General features: G+C 37.5%; 19 protein-coding genes and 2 other annotated features. Of the genes, 16 read left to right on the top strand and 3 right to left on the bottom strand.

Annotated elements, in window-relative coordinates; all coding sequences use genetic code 11:
- Positions 1 to 193 precede the first annotated feature (193 nt).
- The 9 genes from IQI_RS10485 (at position 194) to rplT (ending at position 8,792) form a co-directional block, all read left to right on the top strand.
- Entirely contained in the window at positions 194 to 574 is a 381-nt protein-coding gene (locus IQI_RS10485) for a hypothetical protein (protein ID WP_064092585.1), read from the top strand.
- Positions 575 to 655: 81 nt separating this feature from the next.
- Positions 656 to 1,111 carry a transcriptional regulator NrdR gene (nrdR, locus tag IQI_RS10480; RefSeq protein WP_064092584.1) on the top strand — a complete coding sequence of 152 codons (456 nt, stop codon included), beginning with the start codon at positions 656 to 658 and terminating at the stop codon, positions 1,109 to 1,111.
- 67 nt (positions 1,112 to 1,178) lie between these two features.
- The gene (locus tag IQI_RS10475; RefSeq protein ID WP_328585738.1) at positions 1,179 to 2,573 is read left to right on the top strand and encodes a replication initiation and membrane attachment family protein; all 1,395 of its coding nucleotides are present in this window, start codon (positions 1,179 to 1,181) and stop codon (positions 2,571 to 2,573) included.
- 9 nt (positions 2,574 to 2,582) lie between these two features.
- Positions 2,583 to 3,515 carry a primosomal protein DnaI gene (dnaI, locus tag IQI_RS10470; RefSeq protein WP_064092583.1) on the top strand — a complete coding sequence of 311 codons (933 nt, stop codon included), beginning with the start codon at positions 2,583 to 2,585 and terminating at the stop codon, positions 3,513 to 3,515.
- Between the two features lie 183 nt (positions 3,516 to 3,698).
- Positions 3,699 to 4,565, top strand: coding sequence for a putative sporulation protein YtxC (locus tag IQI_RS10465; RefSeq protein WP_064092582.1), 867 nt, complete (start codon positions 3,699 to 3,701; stop codon positions 4,563 to 4,565).
- 382 nt (positions 4,566 to 4,947) lie between these two features.
- Positions 4,948 to 6,879, top strand: coding sequence for a threonine--tRNA ligase (thrS, locus tag IQI_RS10460; protein WP_064092581.1), 1,932 nt, complete (start codon positions 4,948 to 4,950; stop codon positions 6,877 to 6,879).
- Between the two features lie 568 nt (positions 6,880 to 7,447).
- Positions 7,448 to 7,589, top strand: a sequence feature (ribosomal protein L20 leader region).
- An 88-nt stretch (positions 7,590 to 7,677) separates the two neighbouring features.
- Positions 7,678 to 8,181, top strand: a complete 504-nt coding sequence (infC, locus tag IQI_RS10450; RefSeq protein ID WP_064092579.1) for a translation initiation factor IF-3 — start codon at positions 7,678 to 7,680, stop codon at positions 8,179 to 8,181.
- A 22-nt stretch (positions 8,182 to 8,203) separates the two neighbouring features.
- Positions 8,204 to 8,404: a 50S ribosomal protein L35 gene (rpmI, locus tag IQI_RS10445; RefSeq protein ID WP_032087387.1), complete on the top strand. Its 201-nt coding sequence runs from the start codon at positions 8,204 to 8,206 to the stop codon at positions 8,402 to 8,404.
- Between the two features lie 28 nt (positions 8,405 to 8,432).
- On the top strand, positions 8,433 to 8,792 hold the full coding sequence (gene rplT, locus IQI_RS10440) for a 50S ribosomal protein L20 (protein WP_064092578.1): 360 nt from the start codon (positions 8,433 to 8,435) through the stop codon (positions 8,790 to 8,792).
- A gap of 222 nt (positions 8,793 to 9,014) precedes the next feature.
- Here rplT and IQI_RS10435 read toward each other — a convergent pair whose 3' ends face one another.
- Complete coding sequence (locus IQI_RS10435) at positions 9,015 to 9,251, bottom strand: hypothetical protein (protein WP_064092577.1); 237 nt, start codon at positions 9,249 to 9,251, stop codon at positions 9,015 to 9,017.
- Positions 9,252 to 9,407: 156 nt separating this feature from the next.
- On the opposite strand from IQI_RS10435, the gene IQI_RS10430 reads away from it, so the two are divergent.
- Both IQI_RS10430 and IQI_RS10425 read left to right on the top strand, forming a co-directional pair.
- Complete coding sequence (locus IQI_RS10430; RefSeq protein ID WP_064092576.1) at positions 9,408 to 9,686, top strand: DUF1294 domain-containing protein; 279 nt, start codon at positions 9,408 to 9,410, stop codon at positions 9,684 to 9,686.
- Positions 9,687 to 9,785: 99 nt separating this feature from the next.
- Positions 9,786 to 10,361, top strand: coding sequence for a TVP38/TMEM64 family protein (locus IQI_RS10425; protein WP_064092575.1), 576 nt, complete (start codon positions 9,786 to 9,788; stop codon positions 10,359 to 10,361).
- Between the two features lie 26 nt (positions 10,362 to 10,387).
- Here IQI_RS10425 and IQI_RS10420 read toward each other — a convergent pair whose 3' ends face one another.
- On the bottom strand, positions 10,388 to 10,777 hold the full coding sequence (locus tag IQI_RS10420) for a hypothetical protein (protein ID WP_064092574.1): 390 nt from the start codon (positions 10,775 to 10,777) through the stop codon (positions 10,388 to 10,390).
- Between the two features lie 137 nt (positions 10,778 to 10,914).
- On the opposite strand from IQI_RS10420, the gene IQI_RS10415 reads away from it, so the two are divergent.
- Both IQI_RS10415 and IQI_RS10410 read left to right on the top strand, forming a co-directional pair.
- Complete coding sequence (locus IQI_RS10415; RefSeq protein ID WP_064092573.1) at positions 10,915 to 11,403, top strand: dUTP diphosphatase; 489 nt, start codon at positions 10,915 to 10,917, stop codon at positions 11,401 to 11,403.
- 103 nt (positions 11,404 to 11,506) lie between these two features.
- Complete coding sequence (locus tag IQI_RS10410; protein ID WP_064092572.1) at positions 11,507 to 12,592, top strand: M42 family metallopeptidase; 1,086 nt, start codon at positions 11,507 to 11,509, stop codon at positions 12,590 to 12,592.
- A gap of 259 nt (positions 12,593 to 12,851) precedes the next feature.
- On the opposite strand, the gene sspI is transcribed toward IQI_RS10410, so the two are convergent.
- Complete coding sequence (gene sspI, locus IQI_RS10405; protein ID WP_064092571.1) at positions 12,852 to 13,073, bottom strand: small acid-soluble spore protein SspI; 222 nt, start codon at positions 13,071 to 13,073, stop codon at positions 12,852 to 12,854.
- A gap of 126 nt (positions 13,074 to 13,199) precedes the next feature.
- On the opposite strand from sspI, the gene IQI_RS10400 reads away from it, so the two are divergent.
- The 3 genes from IQI_RS10400 (at position 13,200) to pheT (ending at position 17,827) form a co-directional block, all read left to right on the top strand.
- Positions 13,200 to 13,961: a TrmH family RNA methyltransferase gene (locus tag IQI_RS10400; protein WP_064092570.1), complete on the top strand. Its 762-nt coding sequence runs from the start codon at positions 13,200 to 13,202 to the stop codon at positions 13,959 to 13,961.
- Positions 13,962 to 14,020: 59 nt separating this feature from the next.
- Positions 14,021 to 14,263: a binding site (T-box leader), on the top strand.
- An 82-nt stretch (positions 14,264 to 14,345) separates the two neighbouring features.
- Entirely contained in the window at positions 14,346 to 15,383 is a 1,038-nt protein-coding gene (gene pheS / locus IQI_RS10395) for a phenylalanine--tRNA ligase subunit alpha (RefSeq protein ID WP_064092569.1), read from the top strand.
- Between the two features lie 29 nt (positions 15,384 to 15,412).
- Complete coding sequence (gene pheT, locus IQI_RS10390) at positions 15,413 to 17,827, top strand: phenylalanine--tRNA ligase subunit beta (protein WP_064092568.1); 2,415 nt, start codon at positions 15,413 to 15,415, stop codon at positions 17,825 to 17,827.
- Positions 17,828 to 17,930 lie beyond the last annotated feature (103 nt).

Below are 17,930 nucleotides of genomic sequence, written 5' to 3'. Positions count from 1 at the left end.
GGCAAAGCAAGTAGATAAGACCCCACAGGCGAAGCCAAGGAGGCTCAACTCACTCCCTGAGGAAATCGAACACACCTCGCTGCAATCAACCACTACTTTTCTATTCCTTCAAATACACCTCACCTTTTATTTTAAATTTTCATCTTGTACATTTTCGTGTAAAATAAGGGTAAATAAAGGGAGGAAATGTAGAATGAGTGGTTTACGTACCCTATTAAAGCGATTTCAATCAGAGTGTGAGACATTGGATCAGCATGAAGACCCGGACTTGCAGTCTCATTACTATAAATCCATGCACACAGGAGCTTTTAATTCTGTATTACAATTATTTTCATCTTCAGAGTATGAAGTTCTCTCTCAATCTAAGGATCGAGGAGAGATAACGGTTCGGAAAAATGGAACTCCACAATTGTTTATCGTTGCAACTGTCATAACTGTTCGTCCTCTTGAAACGGCTGTTGATTTTAAAGTAAGTGCTGATAAAGGGAAGATTTTTGGTACATATACTGTTTTGAAAGCTCAAATTAAGCATTATTATCAAAGACTGGAAAGTGAATTGCCTCGTGTGAAATAATGGGTACATGATAGAAAGCTTGTGAAAAGTGTATTCTTTTTATATGATGAAAGTAATAGTTTTAATAACGGAGCTGATAATATGAAATGCCCGTCTTGCCAGCATAATGGCACACGAGTAGTAGATTCTCGTCCGGCTGACGAAGGACGCTCAATCAGAAGACGAAGAGAATGTGAAATATGTAATTTTCGTTTCACTACATTTGAAAAGGTTGAGGAGCTTCCTTTAATCGTGATAAAAAAAGAAGGCGTACGTGAAGAATTTAGTCGGGAGAAAATTCTCAGAGGATTAATCAAGGCCTGTGAGAAACGACCAGTACCACTGGAACGCTTAGAAAAAATATCTATGGACATCGAAAAGGAACTTCGCAGTCAAGGAGTCTCTGAAGTAGAATCTGTGAACATAGGCGAAATGGTCATGGACCAACTGGCTAAAGTAGATGAAGTGGCATACGTACGTTTTGCATCCGTTTATCGACAATTTAAGGATATCAATGTATTTATAGATGAATTAAAAGAATTGATAAAAAAAGAGTAGAAAAGTGAGCTAAAGAGGATCTCTTTGGCTCTTTTCTCTTTATTACTTTGAAAGGTAGAATCAGTTTATGATGAAGAAGCATTGGAATGAAATACAGCCAATCGATCACTACACCGTAGGTATAAATGGAATGCTTCAGGAGTACGACAGAAAAATCATTACATTCCTTTATCAGCCACTGATCGGATCTGCTTGTTATAGCTTATACATGAGTTTATGGGGAGAAGTGGAAGAGAATCGACTTTGGTCTACTAACTCAACTCATTACCATCTTATGAATATCCTTTCAGTGAACCTGCAAGATGTGTATGAGGCAAGGCTGAAGCTTGAGGGGATTGGGTTGCTTAAAACGTATGAACATAAAAACAATGAGGGTAGAAGCTTTGTATATGAACTTCAAAGCCCACTATCACCTCAAGAGTTTTTTCATGATGGTATGTTAAATGTATACCTATATCGGAAAATTGGCAGAACTCATTATTTACGTTTAAAGAAATTCTTTACCGATTCATCAATGGATAAGAGCGAGTATAATGACATCACTCGTTCTTTTCAAGACGTTTTCACTTCGGAACAAAACATTAATTTCCTTCATCATGATGCGAATTCTGATTCCGAAGCAGAACCTAATACTCAGTATGTTCAATATAGTAGTGGTGCAGGTCTTCCCCTGGATGAGATTGACTTTGATTTTCAACTTTTACTTTCTGGTCTTTCGGAATCAATGGTTCCAAGAAAGGCATTTACCACTGCTGTGAAGGAAACGGTTTTGAAATTAAGCTATTTATATGGAATAAATCCTCTCCAAATGAAGAATATTGTACTAAGCTCATTAAATTCAGAAGATGAAATTGATATAGAATTATTAAGAAAAACCGCAAGAGACTGGTATCAGCTGCATACTGGTGATCAATTACCTGATCTAACCACACGAATGAAGCCGACTAGTCCCAAACCAAAAGATAAGCCAATGTCTCAGGAAGAAGAGCTGATTGAATACTTGGAAACCACTTCCCCAAAAGATGTATTATCTGATATCTCAAACGGGAGCTCTCCGTCAAAATCAGATCTTCAGGCTGTTGAAGAGGTGTTAATGGCACAAAAATTACCGATAGGTGTCATGAATGTTCTGATTCAATATGTCTTATTAAAGACAGATATGAAGTTAACAAAAGGGTATATGGAAAAAATCGCATCTCATTGGACACGTAAAAAAATAACAACAGCCGCTCAAGCAATGGACCTAGCTAAGAAGGAACACAAACAATATTTAGAGTGGGCAGATGGGAAGAATAATCCTCGTAAAACCAGGGGAAGAAAACCAATTCGAACAGAAAAGCTTCCGGATTGGTTTAAAGAAGAGCCGAATAAGCAAACAAATCAAAGTGATGAAAAAGATGACTTTAATTTAGATGAAGAAAGAAGAAAACTAGAGGAAGAACTAAAGAATTTCCGAAAGTAGGTGAATAGTTTGGAGAAAATTAATCGAACACTAAATAGATTATCAGCCTCTGACTCCTTTCAGAAAAGGTACAATCAGATGAGGAATGAAATTCTTGCAAATGAAGATGTCAAAGCATTTATGCGTCAACAAGAAGGCGTCGTTACACGGGATATGATAGATCAAAGCTTAGGGAAGCTATATGAGTACATTTCACAAAGTAAAGAATGTGGTCAATGTCCTAGCTTAAAAGAATGTAAAAATATGATGGAGGGTTACGACCCCCATTTAGTTATTAGGGGCAATACTATTGATATCGAATATCATCGTTGCCCTCGCAAAGTCGTACATGATGAAAGAACGAAGTCCCAAAAATTAATTAAAAGCCTATATGTCCCTAAAGAGATCTTACAGGCCTCCTTCTCTACCCTGGAGCCAGATTCTAAAGGGAGAATTATGGCGATGAAGCTGGCAAAGAATTTTGTTGAAGAATATGAACCAGGTAAAAAAATGAAAGGGTTATTTTTCTATGGTGAGTTTGGAGTGGGGAAATCCTACTTATTGGGTGCAGTAGCCAATGAACTTGCTGAGAAAAATATTTCATCCTTGATCGTATATGTTCCAGAGTTTTTTAGAGAGATAAAACAATCATTAGGTGATTCTTCCCTTAATGAGAAGCTGGAAGCTGTTAAAACAGCTCCAGTGTTGATGTTAGATGATATTGGAGCGGAAACAATGTCAAGCTGGGGAAGAGATGAAATTCTAGGAACGATTCTTCAGTTTAGAATGCTGGAAAATTTACCGACGTTCTTTACGTCCAACTTTGATTTTAGTGGACTGACTCACCATCTGACCTATTCTCAAAGGGGAGAGGAAGAAAAATTAAAAGCAGCACGGATTATGGAAAGAATTAAATACCTGGCCCAGCCGGTTTTAATTGACGGACATAACCGAAGAATGTAATAGACTGAACACATTTCAAGAAGAGGGGAAATTTCTCTCTTCTTTTTTTATATCAGCAAACAAGAAGTCAGCCCTTAGAAAAGGAATAGTAAATTCCTCATAATAATTTCACGAGAAACTTCTAATTTAAACAAGCTCCCCATATATATAAAGCATGTAATGGGCTTTAAGGGGGGAAAAGTATTGATTGAGTTTATTTTCAAGAAGAAGGACGATGCATTAAAGCTACAGGCAAACTTAAATAAGTCTTTATTGCAATCGTGGTTTCATGAAACACTATTTCAACATAAAATTCATTATAATCTTTCCATAGAAGTGTCACCATTTTTTAAAGAAAAGGAAAAGCTATTCAAAGGGTTTGCGCAATTTATATTAAATGAAAAATGTATGGAATGGGCAGAAAAAGCCTTAAAGGAATTTTTTTATTATGAGGATGAACATGAAATCGATCAGATATTAGAAATCGTCTCTGATATGAGAATGGGTGAACGGCCAGAATTACTTCAGCTATTAAATGAATGGGATGAGCAGGCATATGTAGAAGAGAGCCTGGAAATGATCATTGAAGGAAAATCACCTATTTCCTTTGATTCCTTTAGTACGTTTCGATTAAAGAAGCTCCATGAACGACTTGTGCATATTGTGGAATTAGCCATCGATGAGTACAAGATGGAGCAGGAATACCAAATGTTCATTCATATGCTCAGGGAATATTTAGCTTCTAAAGAACAAAAAATCAATACCATTCATCTATATTCAACTCCTTTTGGATTTCGATTTTTTGACGAAGATTTAAAGGAAGTATCCAGAGAGGAACTGACAAAAGCCATTGATAAAAGACTTTTAACCAATCACCCTTTATATGTGGATTCATATACAATAGCTCCTTTATTGTCATTAGCTCCCAATAAAATCTGTGTTTACGGCAGTAGTGAACATAGCTTAATAAGGACATTACAAAATATCTTTGAAGAGAGAATTGATGTGCTACCAATAAATTATTTTCCAGATACATTATTATTTCCTTCAATGGATATCGCTCAAGAATAGAGCGGGTTATTTAGTGTTAGCTCTTGCTTTTCAAAACATAACCGATTATAATACCTACATAATAAGTCAATAATCAAAAGGTTATGATGAGGACAACAATATTTCTATTCGATTCACAGAGAGGGAAGGCGTGGCTGCAAACTTCCTAATTCGTTAGTGATATTTACCACCTCTAAACTTCATTCATGAACTGGATTTTTTCCATGGTAATGAGTGACGGCTAAATGTCGTTATACTTTTACAATGAAGTCACACGTTTATGTTTTTAACTTAAAGGTGTGTGAAGTTGGGTGGAACCGCGAGAATGTGTATTAACCTCGTCCCTTCAATCGTGAAGGGGCGGGGTTTTTTGTGTTTTTATTTATTAAAAGGAGTGAATCAAATGTCTGAAATAGTGAAAATTCAATTCCCGGATGGAAATATAAAAGAATTTCCTAAGGGAACAACTACTGAAGAAATAGCTGCTTCTATCAGCCCGGGGCTTAAGAAGAAAGCATTAGCAGGAAAAATAAATGATGTGTTAATTGATTTACGTACTGGAATTCAAGTGGATGGAGCGATTGAAATTGTGACTCCTCCAGGAGAAGATGCGCTGGAAATCCTTCGTCACAGTACAGCTCATTTAATGGCTCAGGCGATTAAACGCTTATACCCTGAAACAAAGCTTGGTATCGGTCCGGTCATTGAAGGCGGATTCTACTATGACATTGATTCTGAACATACGTTTACTCCTGAAGATCTTCCATTGATTGAAAAAGAAATGAAGAAAATCACAGGAGAAAATCTAGAGGTTATTCGTAAAGAAGTGATTCGTGACGAAGCGCAGAAAATGTACGAAGAAATCGGAGACGAGTACAAGCTGGAATTGCTAGAAGCCATTCCAGAAGGGGAACAGGTTTCCATCTATGAGCAAGGTGAATTCTTTGACCTTTGTCGTGGAATCCATATTCCTTCTACTAATAAAATCAAAGAATTTAAACTGTTAAGCATTGCTGGTGCCTACTGGCGCGGAAATAGTGACAATAAAATGCTTCAGCGTATTTACGGAACAGCCTTCTTTAAGAAAGAGGACTTGGAAGAGCATTTACGTTTACTTGAAGAAGCGAAAGAACGTGATCACCGTAAAATTGGTAAAGAGTTAGATCTATTTATGAATTCTCAAAAAGTAGGTCAAGGTCTTCCAATGTGGTTACCAAAAGGCGCGACAATTCGCCGTATTATCGAAAGATACATTGTGGATAAAGAAGAGCGTCTTGGCTATGACCATGTTTACACACCTGTATTAGGTAGTGTAGAGCTTTATAAAACAAGCGGTCACTGGGATCACTACCAAGAGAACATGTTCCCTGTCATGGAGATGGACAATGAAGATCTCGTTCTTCGACCAATGAACTGTCCTCACCATATGATGATTTATAAAAATGGAATTCACAGCTACCGTGAGCTTCCAATCCGTATTGCTGAGCTTGGTCAAATGCACCGTTATGAAATGTCCGGTGCCCTATCTGGCCTTCAAAGGGTTCGTGGAATGACATTGAATGATGCTCATATCTTTGTTCGTCCAGATCAGATTAAGGAAGAATTCAAGCGTGTTGTTCGTTTGGTTCAAGAAGTATATAAAGACTTTGATCTTAATGATTATTCTTTCCGCTTATCTTACCGTGATCCGGAAGATACTGAAAAGTACTTCGATGATGATGAAATGTGGAACCGTGCACAAAGTATGATTAAAGAAGCGATGGATGAACTAGACCTAGACTACTTCGAAGCAGAAGGAGAAGCTGCCTTTTATGGTCCAAAACTGGATGTCCAAGTTAAAACAGCACTGGGTAAAGAAGAAACTCTATCAACTGTTCAATTGGATTTCTTACTACCAGAACGCTTTGACCTTTCCTATGTAGGTGAAGATGGTAAACAGCATCGTCCAGTCGTTATACACCGTGGAGTGGTATCAACAATGGAACGCTTTGTTGCCTTCTTAATTGAAGAGTATAAAGGTGCATTCCCGACATGGTTAGCTCCTACTCAAGTTCAAGTTATCCCTGTTTCTCCAGACGTTCACTTTGACTATGCGAAAGAAGTGAAAGAGAAGCTTCAAGGAGAAGGACTTCGTGTAGATATTGATGACCGTAATGAAAAAATCGGCTACAAAATCCGTGAAGCTCAAATGAGTAAAGTACCGTACATGCTTGTCGTTGGAGATAACGAAATTAAAGAAGTGGCAGTCAATGTCCGCAAATACGGTGAACAAAAATCAGAAACGATTTCTCTGGACCAATTCGTAGACATGATCAAACAAGAGGCAAATCGTTAAGGATATTTAGAGGAGGGACGGACCTTAGGTCCGTCCCTCCTCTTTTTTCATCAAATAGCATGAAAAGTGGCTGTTTTTGGTTGAAATAGGAATTGGAAATTGTTTTTTCATAGTAAATGATTGTTATTAATGAGAAAAATGCAGGAATTGAAAATAGAAAGGCATAAAAACAAGAAGGTCATGAAATATATTATCGACAATCAAGAATTTATTATCGAAATTGAGAAGTTTATTATCAACTTTGAAGATTTTATTATTAACTTTCAATATCGGCGAAGTTTTATTATCAAGTTTGATGAGATATTTTTACCTTTTGATCGATTTTATCAAGTGCGACCGTATATCATCGCACCACATCAAGTTTTTCGACTCACATCCTATCACCTCGAGCTTCATCTTTCCCTTCACCAATCATCATCATATTTCTACCATCCTCAACATAAAACACAAAAAACTATTGCGCTCACATTAAATCTCTGATAATATGAAATACGTTGTGATAATAAAACGATTATTTGACATCCATTTTGTCTTATGATATATTATCTAAGGTGAATTGAATACAGATTGGTACAAGTAGGAGCTACCCGCTTCTCACCTGATTGACACTTATGAAAGTTGTTTGCAGGTATGTTATTGACTATTAAAGCCATTTATATATGCTTAATAATCAGATGCGGGTGTTTCGACACTCGCATCTTTTTTGTATGTTTCTAACATGCAGGTGAGTAATCGAGTGCGACCAAAACCGTGTATTCTTTTAAAAAACCTTGGAGGTGGCTAATTATTAGCAAAGACATGATCTTAAACGAAACCATTCGTGCCCGTGAAGTACGTCTAATCGATCAAAATGGTGAGCAACTTGGGATTAAAACCAAGAATGAAGCCCTTGAAATTGCTGAACGTGTAAATCTTGATCTTGTTCTTGTTGCTCCAAATGCTAAACCACCCGTTGCTCGTATAATGGACTACGGTAAGTTTAAGTTTGAACAACAAAAGAAAGAAAAAGAAGCGCGTAAAAATCAGAAAATCATTAATCTTAAAGAGGTGCGTTTAAGCCCGACGATTGATGAGCATGATTTCAATACAAAGCTTCGTAACGCTCGTAAGTTCCTTGAAAAAGGAGACAAAGTTAAAGCATCAATCCGATTTAAAGGTCGTGCGATTACGCACAAAGAAATTGGTCAACGTGTATTAGATCGTTTCTCTGATGAGTGCAAAGATTTAGCAACCGTTGAATCAAAACCGAAAATGGATGGTCGTAGTATGTTCTTGGTGCTTGCACCAGTTAACGAAAAATAAAGGACCCGAGGAGGAAAAGCACATGCCAAAAATGAAAACTCACCGCGGCTCAGCTAAGCGTTTCAAGAAAACAGGTTCTGGTAAACTTAAACGTTCTCACGCTTACACTAGCCACTTATTCGCAAACAAATCTACTAAAGCAAAGCGTAAGCTACGTAAAGCAGCTGTTGTCTCTAAAGGAGATTTCAAACGCATTCGTCATATGCTTGACAACCTAAAATAAGAAGTAATAGAAACAGGAGGGAATTATTATGCCACGCGTAAAAGGCGGAACAGTAACACGCAGACGTCGTAAAAGAGTTCTTAAATTAGCCAAAGGTTTTTATGGTTCAAAACATACATTATACAAAGTAGCAAACCAACAAGTAATGAAATCCTACATGTATGCTTACCGTGATCGTCGCCAGAAAAAACGTGACTTCCGTAAGCTATGGATCACTCGTATCAATGCAGCTGCTCGTATGAACGGTCTTTCTTACAGCCGTTTAATGCACGGATTAAAGCTTGCAGGTATCGAAGTAAACCGTAAAATGCTAGCTGAACTTGCGATTTCTGATGAAAAAGCATTCAACCAATTAGCTGACGCTGCAAAAGCTCAACTTAATAAATAATTCATCTTTGATGAAATAAAAAGGACTGGCCAATTGGTCAGTCCTTTCTTATTCAAATTATTATAGATAATGGCTCTATTCACTAAAATGGTTGAAAAGGATCTGTCTACCATCGTCACAGAGCTAAATAGTAAAAAAAGTATATCTACTATACAAGCTGAAATCTATCACTGAACATTTTTAAATAGGCTGTTTTCGTATAGATTGTTGCTATGAAATAAATTATGTATAATGGTGTCGGTACTTGTATAGATAAATTTTTTCGGCAATAAAACTTATCGCCAAACCGATTATTAAGGGAACTAACGACCCTGTTGTAACAAGGAACCCACTTGCATTATTTGTGTACTCGTATTGAAACATTAACCAAGGAATAGTAAACACATAACCAAACAAGTAAAGTAAGGTTGTTGCCAATGCAAAGGACCCAAAAGTAACTATGAACCCCTTTAATTTCATTTAAAAAACACCTCCTAATTAGATATTAACAAATTTTTCTTGTTGTTAGTCTAATATACATTTTTTTAATTTATAAACAACAATCTTTTAGAAAAGAGCCTTATAAAAACAACAAAGTTTACGAAAAAAGCCTAAAAAATAGAAAGAGGTGTAATCATGGAATCAATCGTAAGTATTGTATACTTATATTTTCTAATTTTGAACATAGTAGGGTTTATGGTAATGGGTAAGGATAAAAAGAAAGCGATAAGAAATGAATACAGAATAAAAGAAACCACCTTATGGGCAATAGCGTTAGCAGGAGGCAGCATTGGTGCATACGCTGGTATGAGAATATACAGACATAAGACCAAACATACACTTTTTAGATTTGGGTTTCCCCTTCTAGTGATGGTCCATAGCCTTTTATTTATTTGGATCAATACGAAGATATAAAGAGGTAAATCGTAAGTTTTCATTCTTTAACTCCCTCCACTGTCATACTATGTAGAAAGAATGTAAAGAGCATAGGAGACAGAAGGAGGTTACGTTACAATGAATGAACGTTTAGTAGCCGCATTAGCCATCATGGAGGCTAGTGGGTATATAGCTCCTTTTCTGTTCATACTATTTCATATTCTTAGGCAGTTTCTGTTTATTCCAGTTGCCCTTGTTTGTATGGCAGGAGGAGTATTGTTTGGCAGTTTGTTTGGGACTCTTTATTCATTAATTGGATTAACGCTTTTATCCATTACTTTTTATTTTGTCATTGGGCGATTTCCTGCTTTTTATCATCGGTTATTACGCCTGAAGGAGAAATGGTTTGGAAGAAGTGCAGCTTTGACAACAGGACAAATTGCCATTTTACGCCTCATCCCCTTTGTACATTATCAATTATTAAATCTTTGTTTGTTAGAAAGAAAACCAAAGATTAAGTCTTTTGCTCGTGCCTCACTTATTTCAAATATCCCCCTCGCCTTTTTTTACACAGTTTTTGGTCAATATATTAAGCGATTCTCCCCTCCCATTCTTGCTATGATCCTACTCGGTTTAGTAGTGTTATTTTATTTGCTAAGAGAGAAGGTACGTGTGTTTGAATGGAGAGAGTTTTTTCCAAGTAAACAAAATTGAAAAAGGCTAACCATTTATTAAAATGGTTAGCCTTTTTCCTTATGAAGAAATTCTTTAATGGGACTTTTCCAATCAATCTTTGCGTTAGGGTAGCGTTCGTTTATCTCATTTTGTAAATATTGAAAGTCTTCAAAGGTTAGTCCTTTTAAAGAAGAAACATTTTTTGTCCATACAAAAATGGATACGACTTCAAAGGAGTTTTCAGTAGTCCCTAAGTATTTTTCTCCTTCAAACAATACACCTTTATAGGTTACATGAAAGTTTTTACGTACATTATCTTGGTCGTCGAGAAAATAGAATCTTCTTTGTTCCTGTGCCAGTTCGATTTTTCGCTTTGGATCAATAATAAATTTCACACTGCGATATAAAAGATAAAAAATAAGGAAAAGGATAAGAAAACGAATAAGCCAAAGCATGTATATTACCTCCATAGGCATAATTCTTCTAATATGATTTACGATAGAATCATGAAAAAGTTTCATTTTATTTAAAATTTGTTTGAAAGTTTGTCATACTAGGAAGAGTACATACATAATCTTGGGGAGGAAAATGCGTGAATTTAGAAAAGCTGTTAGACATGCAAAAGAAGTTAGATCAACATATTGAAAGTGAACATGGCTTACAAGAAGAAGATTTAGTCGAAAAAAAAATACTTGCTCTTCTAGTAGAAGTGGGTGAACTGGCAAATGAAACGAGAAGTTTTAAATTTTGGAGTAAAAAGCCAGCTTCTGAAAAAGAGGTGGTCCTTGAGGAATTTGTAGATGGTGTTCATTTTATTTTGTCATTAGGAATTGAAATAGGCATTCAACAATTTGATTTAGAAGAAACCAATTATTCCAATGAAGATGTAACCAAACAATTCCTGGAAGTATTCAAGGAAGCCAATCATTTTATGGAGGCACGTTCTGTTAACCACTTCCAACAATTATTCAGACAATATTTCCATTTGGGCGAATTGCTCGGATTTACACACGAAGAAGTGTTTGATGCCTATGTAAAGAAAAATGAAGTGAATTATAATCGACAAAAAGAAGGATATTAAGCATATTCGTTCGTAATTAATAGTAAGGAAAAGTCCTTTTTTGAAGAAATGAAAGGGTTTTAGTATAATGTAAGGGAGTCAATTATTTAGGGGGTCGAAATATTTGAAGAAACTAGACGAAACATTAACGATGCTTAAAGATTTAACAGATGCTAAAGGTGTACCAGGAAATGAAAGAGAAGCAAGAGACGTAATGAAACGATACATAGAACCATTTGCTGATGAAATGACAACGGATAACTTAGGGAGTTTAATTGCCAAAAAAGTTGGCGATGAAAATGGTCCGAAAATTATGGTGGCAGGTCACCTTGATGAAGTAGGATTTATGGTAACTCAAATTGATTCTAAAGGGTTCTTACGTTTTCAAACCGTAGGAGGCTGGTGGTCTCAGGTTATGCTTGCACAGCGAGTAACGATTGTCACAAACAAAGGGGATGTGACGGGTGTAATCGGTTCAAAGCCACCGCATATTTTACCACCGGAAGCCCGTAAAAAGCCCGTTGATATTAAAGATATGTTCATTGATATAGGGGCGTCAAGTCGTGAAGAAGCTCAAGAATGGGGAGTAAAGCCAGGAGATATGGTGGTTCCTTATTTCGAGTTCACGGTTATGAATAATGAAAAAATGCTTCTTGCCAAAGCATGGGATAATCGTATAGGATGTGCGATTGCCATCGATGTATTGAAAAACCTTAAAAATGAAAAGCATCCAAATATCGTTTACGGTGTGGGAACAGTTCAAGAAGAGGTTGGCCTTCGTGGAGCAAGAACTTCTGCTGCTAAAATTCAACCGGATATTGCATTTGGAGTCGATGTAGGAATTGCAGGAGATACACCTGGAGTTTCTGAGAAGGAAGCTCAAAGTAAAATGGGTGAAGGCCCTCAGATCATCTTGTATGATGCTTCAATGGTTTCTCACAAAGGACTTCGTGACTTTGTAACAGATACTGCAGATGAACATAGCATTCCATACCAATTTGATGCTATTGCTGGAGGCGGAACAGATTCAGGAGCGATTCATTTAACAGCGAATGGAGTACCTGCATTATCCATTACCATTGCTACTCGTTACATTCATTCTCATGCTGCCATGCTTCATCGTGATGATTACGAAAATGCAGTTAAATTAATTACTGAGGTAATTAAGAAATTAGATCGTGATACTGTAGCGAAAATTACATTTGATTGATTTGTTAAGGGAAAAAGCGTCTAAAACGGCGCTTTTTTCTTTTGGATTGAGTGTGCTACTGATTTATCAGCGAAATTCTCAATTTATCGTCGGAAACTACACGTTTATCAGCAAAAGTTTTCAGCGAAATCCAAACTTTTACCGGCGAAATCATAAATATATCAGCGAGCCAATGATTTTTCGACATACATGCATCCCCCAAGAAAACTCGACGTCTCTTCAAAAAAAAGGCAGCCCATCACAGGCTACCCTTTTTTCATTATTGAGTTTGCTGCTGTTGTAAGGACTCTTCAAGTGTGTCCAGAAGCATTTTTTGCTCTTGCTGATCGGCATTTTGCCAAAATACCTCCAGAAGAACTCCTAAACCTGGCAGCGTTTTTTCTTCTCCACCTTGAATGGCATCTACAATCGTGTCTCGTAGTTCATCTTGATTATTTCCAGAAACATTGTGTATGATTGCTTTTCTTAAATTCAGATTCATCACACATTACTCCTTTTTGTTTAGGATGAGGAATTCATTGTTATCATGTCTCAAAATGAATTTATTATGTATGAAAGATAAGGTATAATGAATGCTTGAAAAGTAAAACTAAAGGAGCGGATTCGATTGAAGTTTATTCAATCCTCAAAAAATCCTGTAGTCAAACAGTGGAAAAAACTTTTAATCAAAAAAGAAAGAGATCAATCTCGTACATATATCATTGAAGGTTTTCATTTAGTGGAAGAAGCGTTAAAACAGGAAGACACAGTTCTTGAAATCATCTCGGTAGAAGGAATTGACCTTCCGAATAAATGGAATGTAGATTCTATCCCAATGACATTGGTTTCAGAAGAAGTAGGCAAAGTTCTGTCTGATACGGAAACGACTCAAGGTGTTTTTGCCATTTGTAAACAAAAAGAAGATAGTGCCAACATAGAGAATGCAAAGACTTTATTGCTTTTAGATGGGCTGCAGGATCCAGGGAATATTGGAACGATTATTCGGACAGCCGATGCAGCGGGAATTGACTTAGTAGTATTAGGAAAGGGTACGGCTGACCCGTATAATCCGAAAGTGTTGCGTTCTGCCCAAGGTAGCCACTTTCATCTGCCTATTGTACGAAAGGATCTTACAGAAGTGATTACCCTGTTAAAGGAAAAGGGAGTGCCTGTTTACGGTACTACTCTAGAAAATGGCGTGGAATATGTAACCATTCAACCCAAAGGGTCTTATGCATTAATTGTTGGAAATGAAGGAAGCGGAATGTCACAAGAAGTACTGTCTCTAACTGATCAAAACCTGTATATTCCTATATACGGCAAGAGTGAATCCTTAAATGTTGCCATTGCTGCTGGAATCCTTTTGTATTATTTTAAAAATGGGCAGTGATTTTTTCTTAAAAGATTTGAATTTCAATGAAAAATTCACTATAATAAAGCACATATACCTTAAAAACGTTGAAAGAGGAAAGTAGCACATGCCCTTCTTTTAGGGAAAGAATGCCTTAGACTGAAAGCATTCTTAAGAAAGCATGATGTGAACATTTCACCTCTCGAGTTGGCATCGGGACCGTTTCTCACACGAGATTCGTAAAGATGCACCGGCAAAGCCGTTATCCGAATGAAGTGAGTATAGTTATTGATCGTTATACTTATAAGGGTGGTACCGCGAATATAAACCTCGTCCCTTTCTGGGATGGGGTTTTTTTATTTGTTTTTAAACGTGAAAAAAGGTGCAAATAACATGTCTACATCGATTAAAGGAGGAAGAATGATGGAGGATAAATTAAGATCTCTTCAAGAAGAAGCCATTGGAAAAATTAATGACGCAGACGACTTAAAAGAATTGAACAACATTCGAGTTGCCTATTTAGGGAAAAAAGGACCTGTAACAGAAGCTCTAAAAGGAATGGGAAAACTTTCAGCTGAAGAGCGACCTAAAATGGGGGCTCTCGCGAATGAAGTTCGTGGAGCAATCACAGAGAAACTCGAAGCGAAACAAGCTAAGCTTGAAAAAGAAGCGGTGGAGAAAAAACTTCAATCTGAAACGATTGATGTCACTCTTCCTGGCCGTCCGGTACGAAAAGGAAATCACCATCCTCTGACGATGATTGTAGAAGAAATTGAAGATTTATTTATTGGAATGGGCTATACGATTGCTGAAGGTCCTGAAGTGGAAAAGGATTTCTATAATTTTGAAGCCTTAAATCTTCCTAAAGGGCATCCTGCACGAGATATGCAAGATTCCTTCTACATTACGGAAGAAACATTGCTCCGTACCCATACATCTCCTGTGCAAGCAAGAACGATGGAACTGGCGAAAGGAAATGGCCCGATCAAAATTATTTGTCCGGGTAAAGTGTATCGCCGTGACACAGATGATGCGACTCATTCCCATCAATTTATGCAAATTGAAGGATTAGTTGTCGATGAACAAATCCGTATGAGTGATTTAAAAGGTACTCTGGAAGTCTTTGCGAAAAAAATGTTCGGTGAAGATCGTGAAATTCGCTTACGTCCTAGCTTCTTCCCATTCACAGAGCCTTCTGTTGAAATGGATATTTCATGTAAAATCTGTGGTGGAGAAGGCTGTCGAGTATGTAAGGGAACAGGCTGGATCGAAATCCTCGGTGCCGGTATGGTTCACCCAAATGTACTTGAAATGGCAGGGTTTGATTCAAAGAAATATTCAGGCTTCGCATTCGGTATGGGACCAGAGCGTATTGCCATGCTGAAGTATGGTATTGATGATATTCGTCACTTCTATACGAATGACACTCGTTTTGTTACACAGTTCGGCGTTAAAGAATAACTAGACAATAATTGATCGGAGGTATAGACATGTTTGTTTCATATAAATGGCTAGAAAATTATGTAGACTTATCAGGTGTCGCACCTGAAGAGTTAGCAGAAATGATTACAAGAAGTGGTATTGAGGTTGAAGGCGTAGAAAGAATTGGTGAAGGCATTAAAAATGTTGTTGTAGGTCACGTTTTACAATGCGAACCTCACCCGGATGCAGACAAATTAAATAAGTGCTTAGTTGATGTAGGTGAAGAAGAGCCTGTACAAATCATTTGTGGTGCTCCTAATGTAGCCAAAGGGCAAAAGGTGGCAGTTGCAAAAGTGGGGGCAGTCTTACCAGGCAACTTCAAAATTAAAAAGGCTAAGCTTAGAGGCGAGGCTTCTCATGGTATGATTTGTTCCTTGCAGGAACTGGGTGTTGAAGGGAAGCTTGTGCCAAAAGAGCATGCTGAAGGTATTTATGTATTTTCTGATGATACAGAAGTCGGGAAAAATGCAGTGGAGCAATTAAACCTTGATGACGCCATTTTAGAGCTTGGTTTAACCCCTAACCGTTCTGATTGTTTAAGTATGCTGGGAGTTGCCTATGAAGTAGCGGCTATTTTAGATCGAGAAGTAAAGCTTCCTAAAGTTGAGGTAGCCGAAGGAACAGAAAAAGCATCTGATTATATATCAGTCAACGTAGAAGCAAAAGAAGATAATCCTTTGTACGGTGCTAAAGTAATTAAGAATGTAAAGATTGGACCGTCACCTCTTTGGATGCAAAACGCATTGATTGCAGCAGGTATCCGCCCTCATAATAATGTGGTAGATATTACGAATTATGTGTTATTAGAATACGGTCAGCCATTACATGCCTTTGACTATGATCGTCTAGGCTCAAAGGAAATCCTGGTGCGTCGCGCGACGGAAGGTGAAACCTTCATCACGTTAGATGATGCTGAAAGAACGCTAAAGAGTGATCATCTTGTGATTACCAATGGTTCTGAACCAATAGCATTAGCAGGAGTAATGGGTGGTGCTAACTCTGAAGTGCAAAATGACACAACCACTGTATTATTAGAAGCTGCTTATTTTACAGGTGGAATTGTTAGAGGAGCTTCGAAAGATCACGGATTAAGAAGTGAAGCGAGCGCTCGTTTTGAAAAAGGTGTAGATCCTAATCGTGTGTTACAGGCTGGTGAACGTGCAGCAGAGCTGATGGCAACGTATGCAGGTGGAGAAGTTCTCCAAGGAACAGTGTTATTTAATGAACTAACGGTTGAACCTTCTAAAGTAGAAATTACGTTAGAGAAAATCAATGACTCATTAGGAACTTCCATTTCAGTAGAGGAAGTAAAAGAAATTTTCCGTCGTCTCCAATTCGAGTTGGAAGTAATGGAATCAACATTTACTGTAACAGCTCCATCCAGAAGAGGAGATATTACAATCCCTGAAGATTTGCTTGAAGAAGTGGCTCGTTTATATGGTTACGACAATCTTCCACTAACACTTCCTAAAGGTGAAGCAACGCCAGGTGGACTTAGTACTCATCAATTAAAACGTCGTACAGTTCGTCGTTATCTTGAGGGGGCAGGCCTCCTACAAGCGATTACCTATTCATTGACAAATGATGCTAAAGCAACGAAATATGCTCTGGATGTAAGGGAGCCTGTTCGTTTATTAATGCCAATGAGTGAAGAACGCAGTAATCTTCGTTTAAGCATTATTCCACAGCTTCTGGAAGTGGTTTCCTACAATAAAGCTCGTCAAAATGACTCTTTAGCTTTTTATGAAGTAGGCTCGGTTTTCTTAAAAGAGACAGGAGAAGAACTTCCAACTGAAGAAGAGCATATTGCAGGTGCCCTAACAGGACTATGGCATCTACATCCTTGGCAAGGAGAAAAGAAACCCGTTGACTTTTATGTAGCAAAAGGGATCTTAGAAGGCTTGTTTGAGGAAATCGGAGTGTCTGAAGCGATCTCTTTCCGCCAGGGAACCATTGATGGAATGCACCCTGGAAGAACAGCTGAAATTTTAATTGGTGATGAAGTCATTGGTTTTGTAGGTGCCATTCACCCAGAAATGGAAAAAGAGCTGGATCTTAACGAAACATATGTTTTTGAACTTAAGACTAACCCTATTTTCCATTATGAAAAGCCGGCGTTAAGCTATTCTCCAATTCCTCGCCATCCTTCTATTACAAGAGACATTGCCCTTGTTGTAGAGCAGAAAGTAAAAGCGGGTGAGTTAAAAGGAATCATTGAGAAAGCTGGAGGCAAGCTGCTGAAAGAGGTTTCTGTATTTGACCTTTACGAGGGAGAACATATGGAAGCAGGGAAAAAATCTCTCGCATTCTCATTAAAATACTTTGATCCTTCTAAAACCTTAACGGATGAAGAAGTAGTAAAAGTACATGATAAAGTCCTTCAAGCTGTTAAAGCAGAAGCTGGGGCAGAATTAAGAGGATAATATTCATTGGAGATGTCAGGCTTAGAGTCTGGCATCTTTTTTGATTCATCTGAATTGGAAACTATAAAACTGTTCAATTTTCAGTTCAAACGATCTTCATGTG

It is taken from the genome of Rossellomorea aquimaris TF-12 (assembly GCF_001648555.1).
Lineage (GTDB): Bacteria > Bacillota > Bacilli > Bacillales > Bacillaceae_B > Rossellomorea > Rossellomorea aquimaris.
The sequence above is the reverse complement of the archived record's forward strand: the minus strand, read 5'-3'. Positions and strand labels throughout refer to the sequence as shown.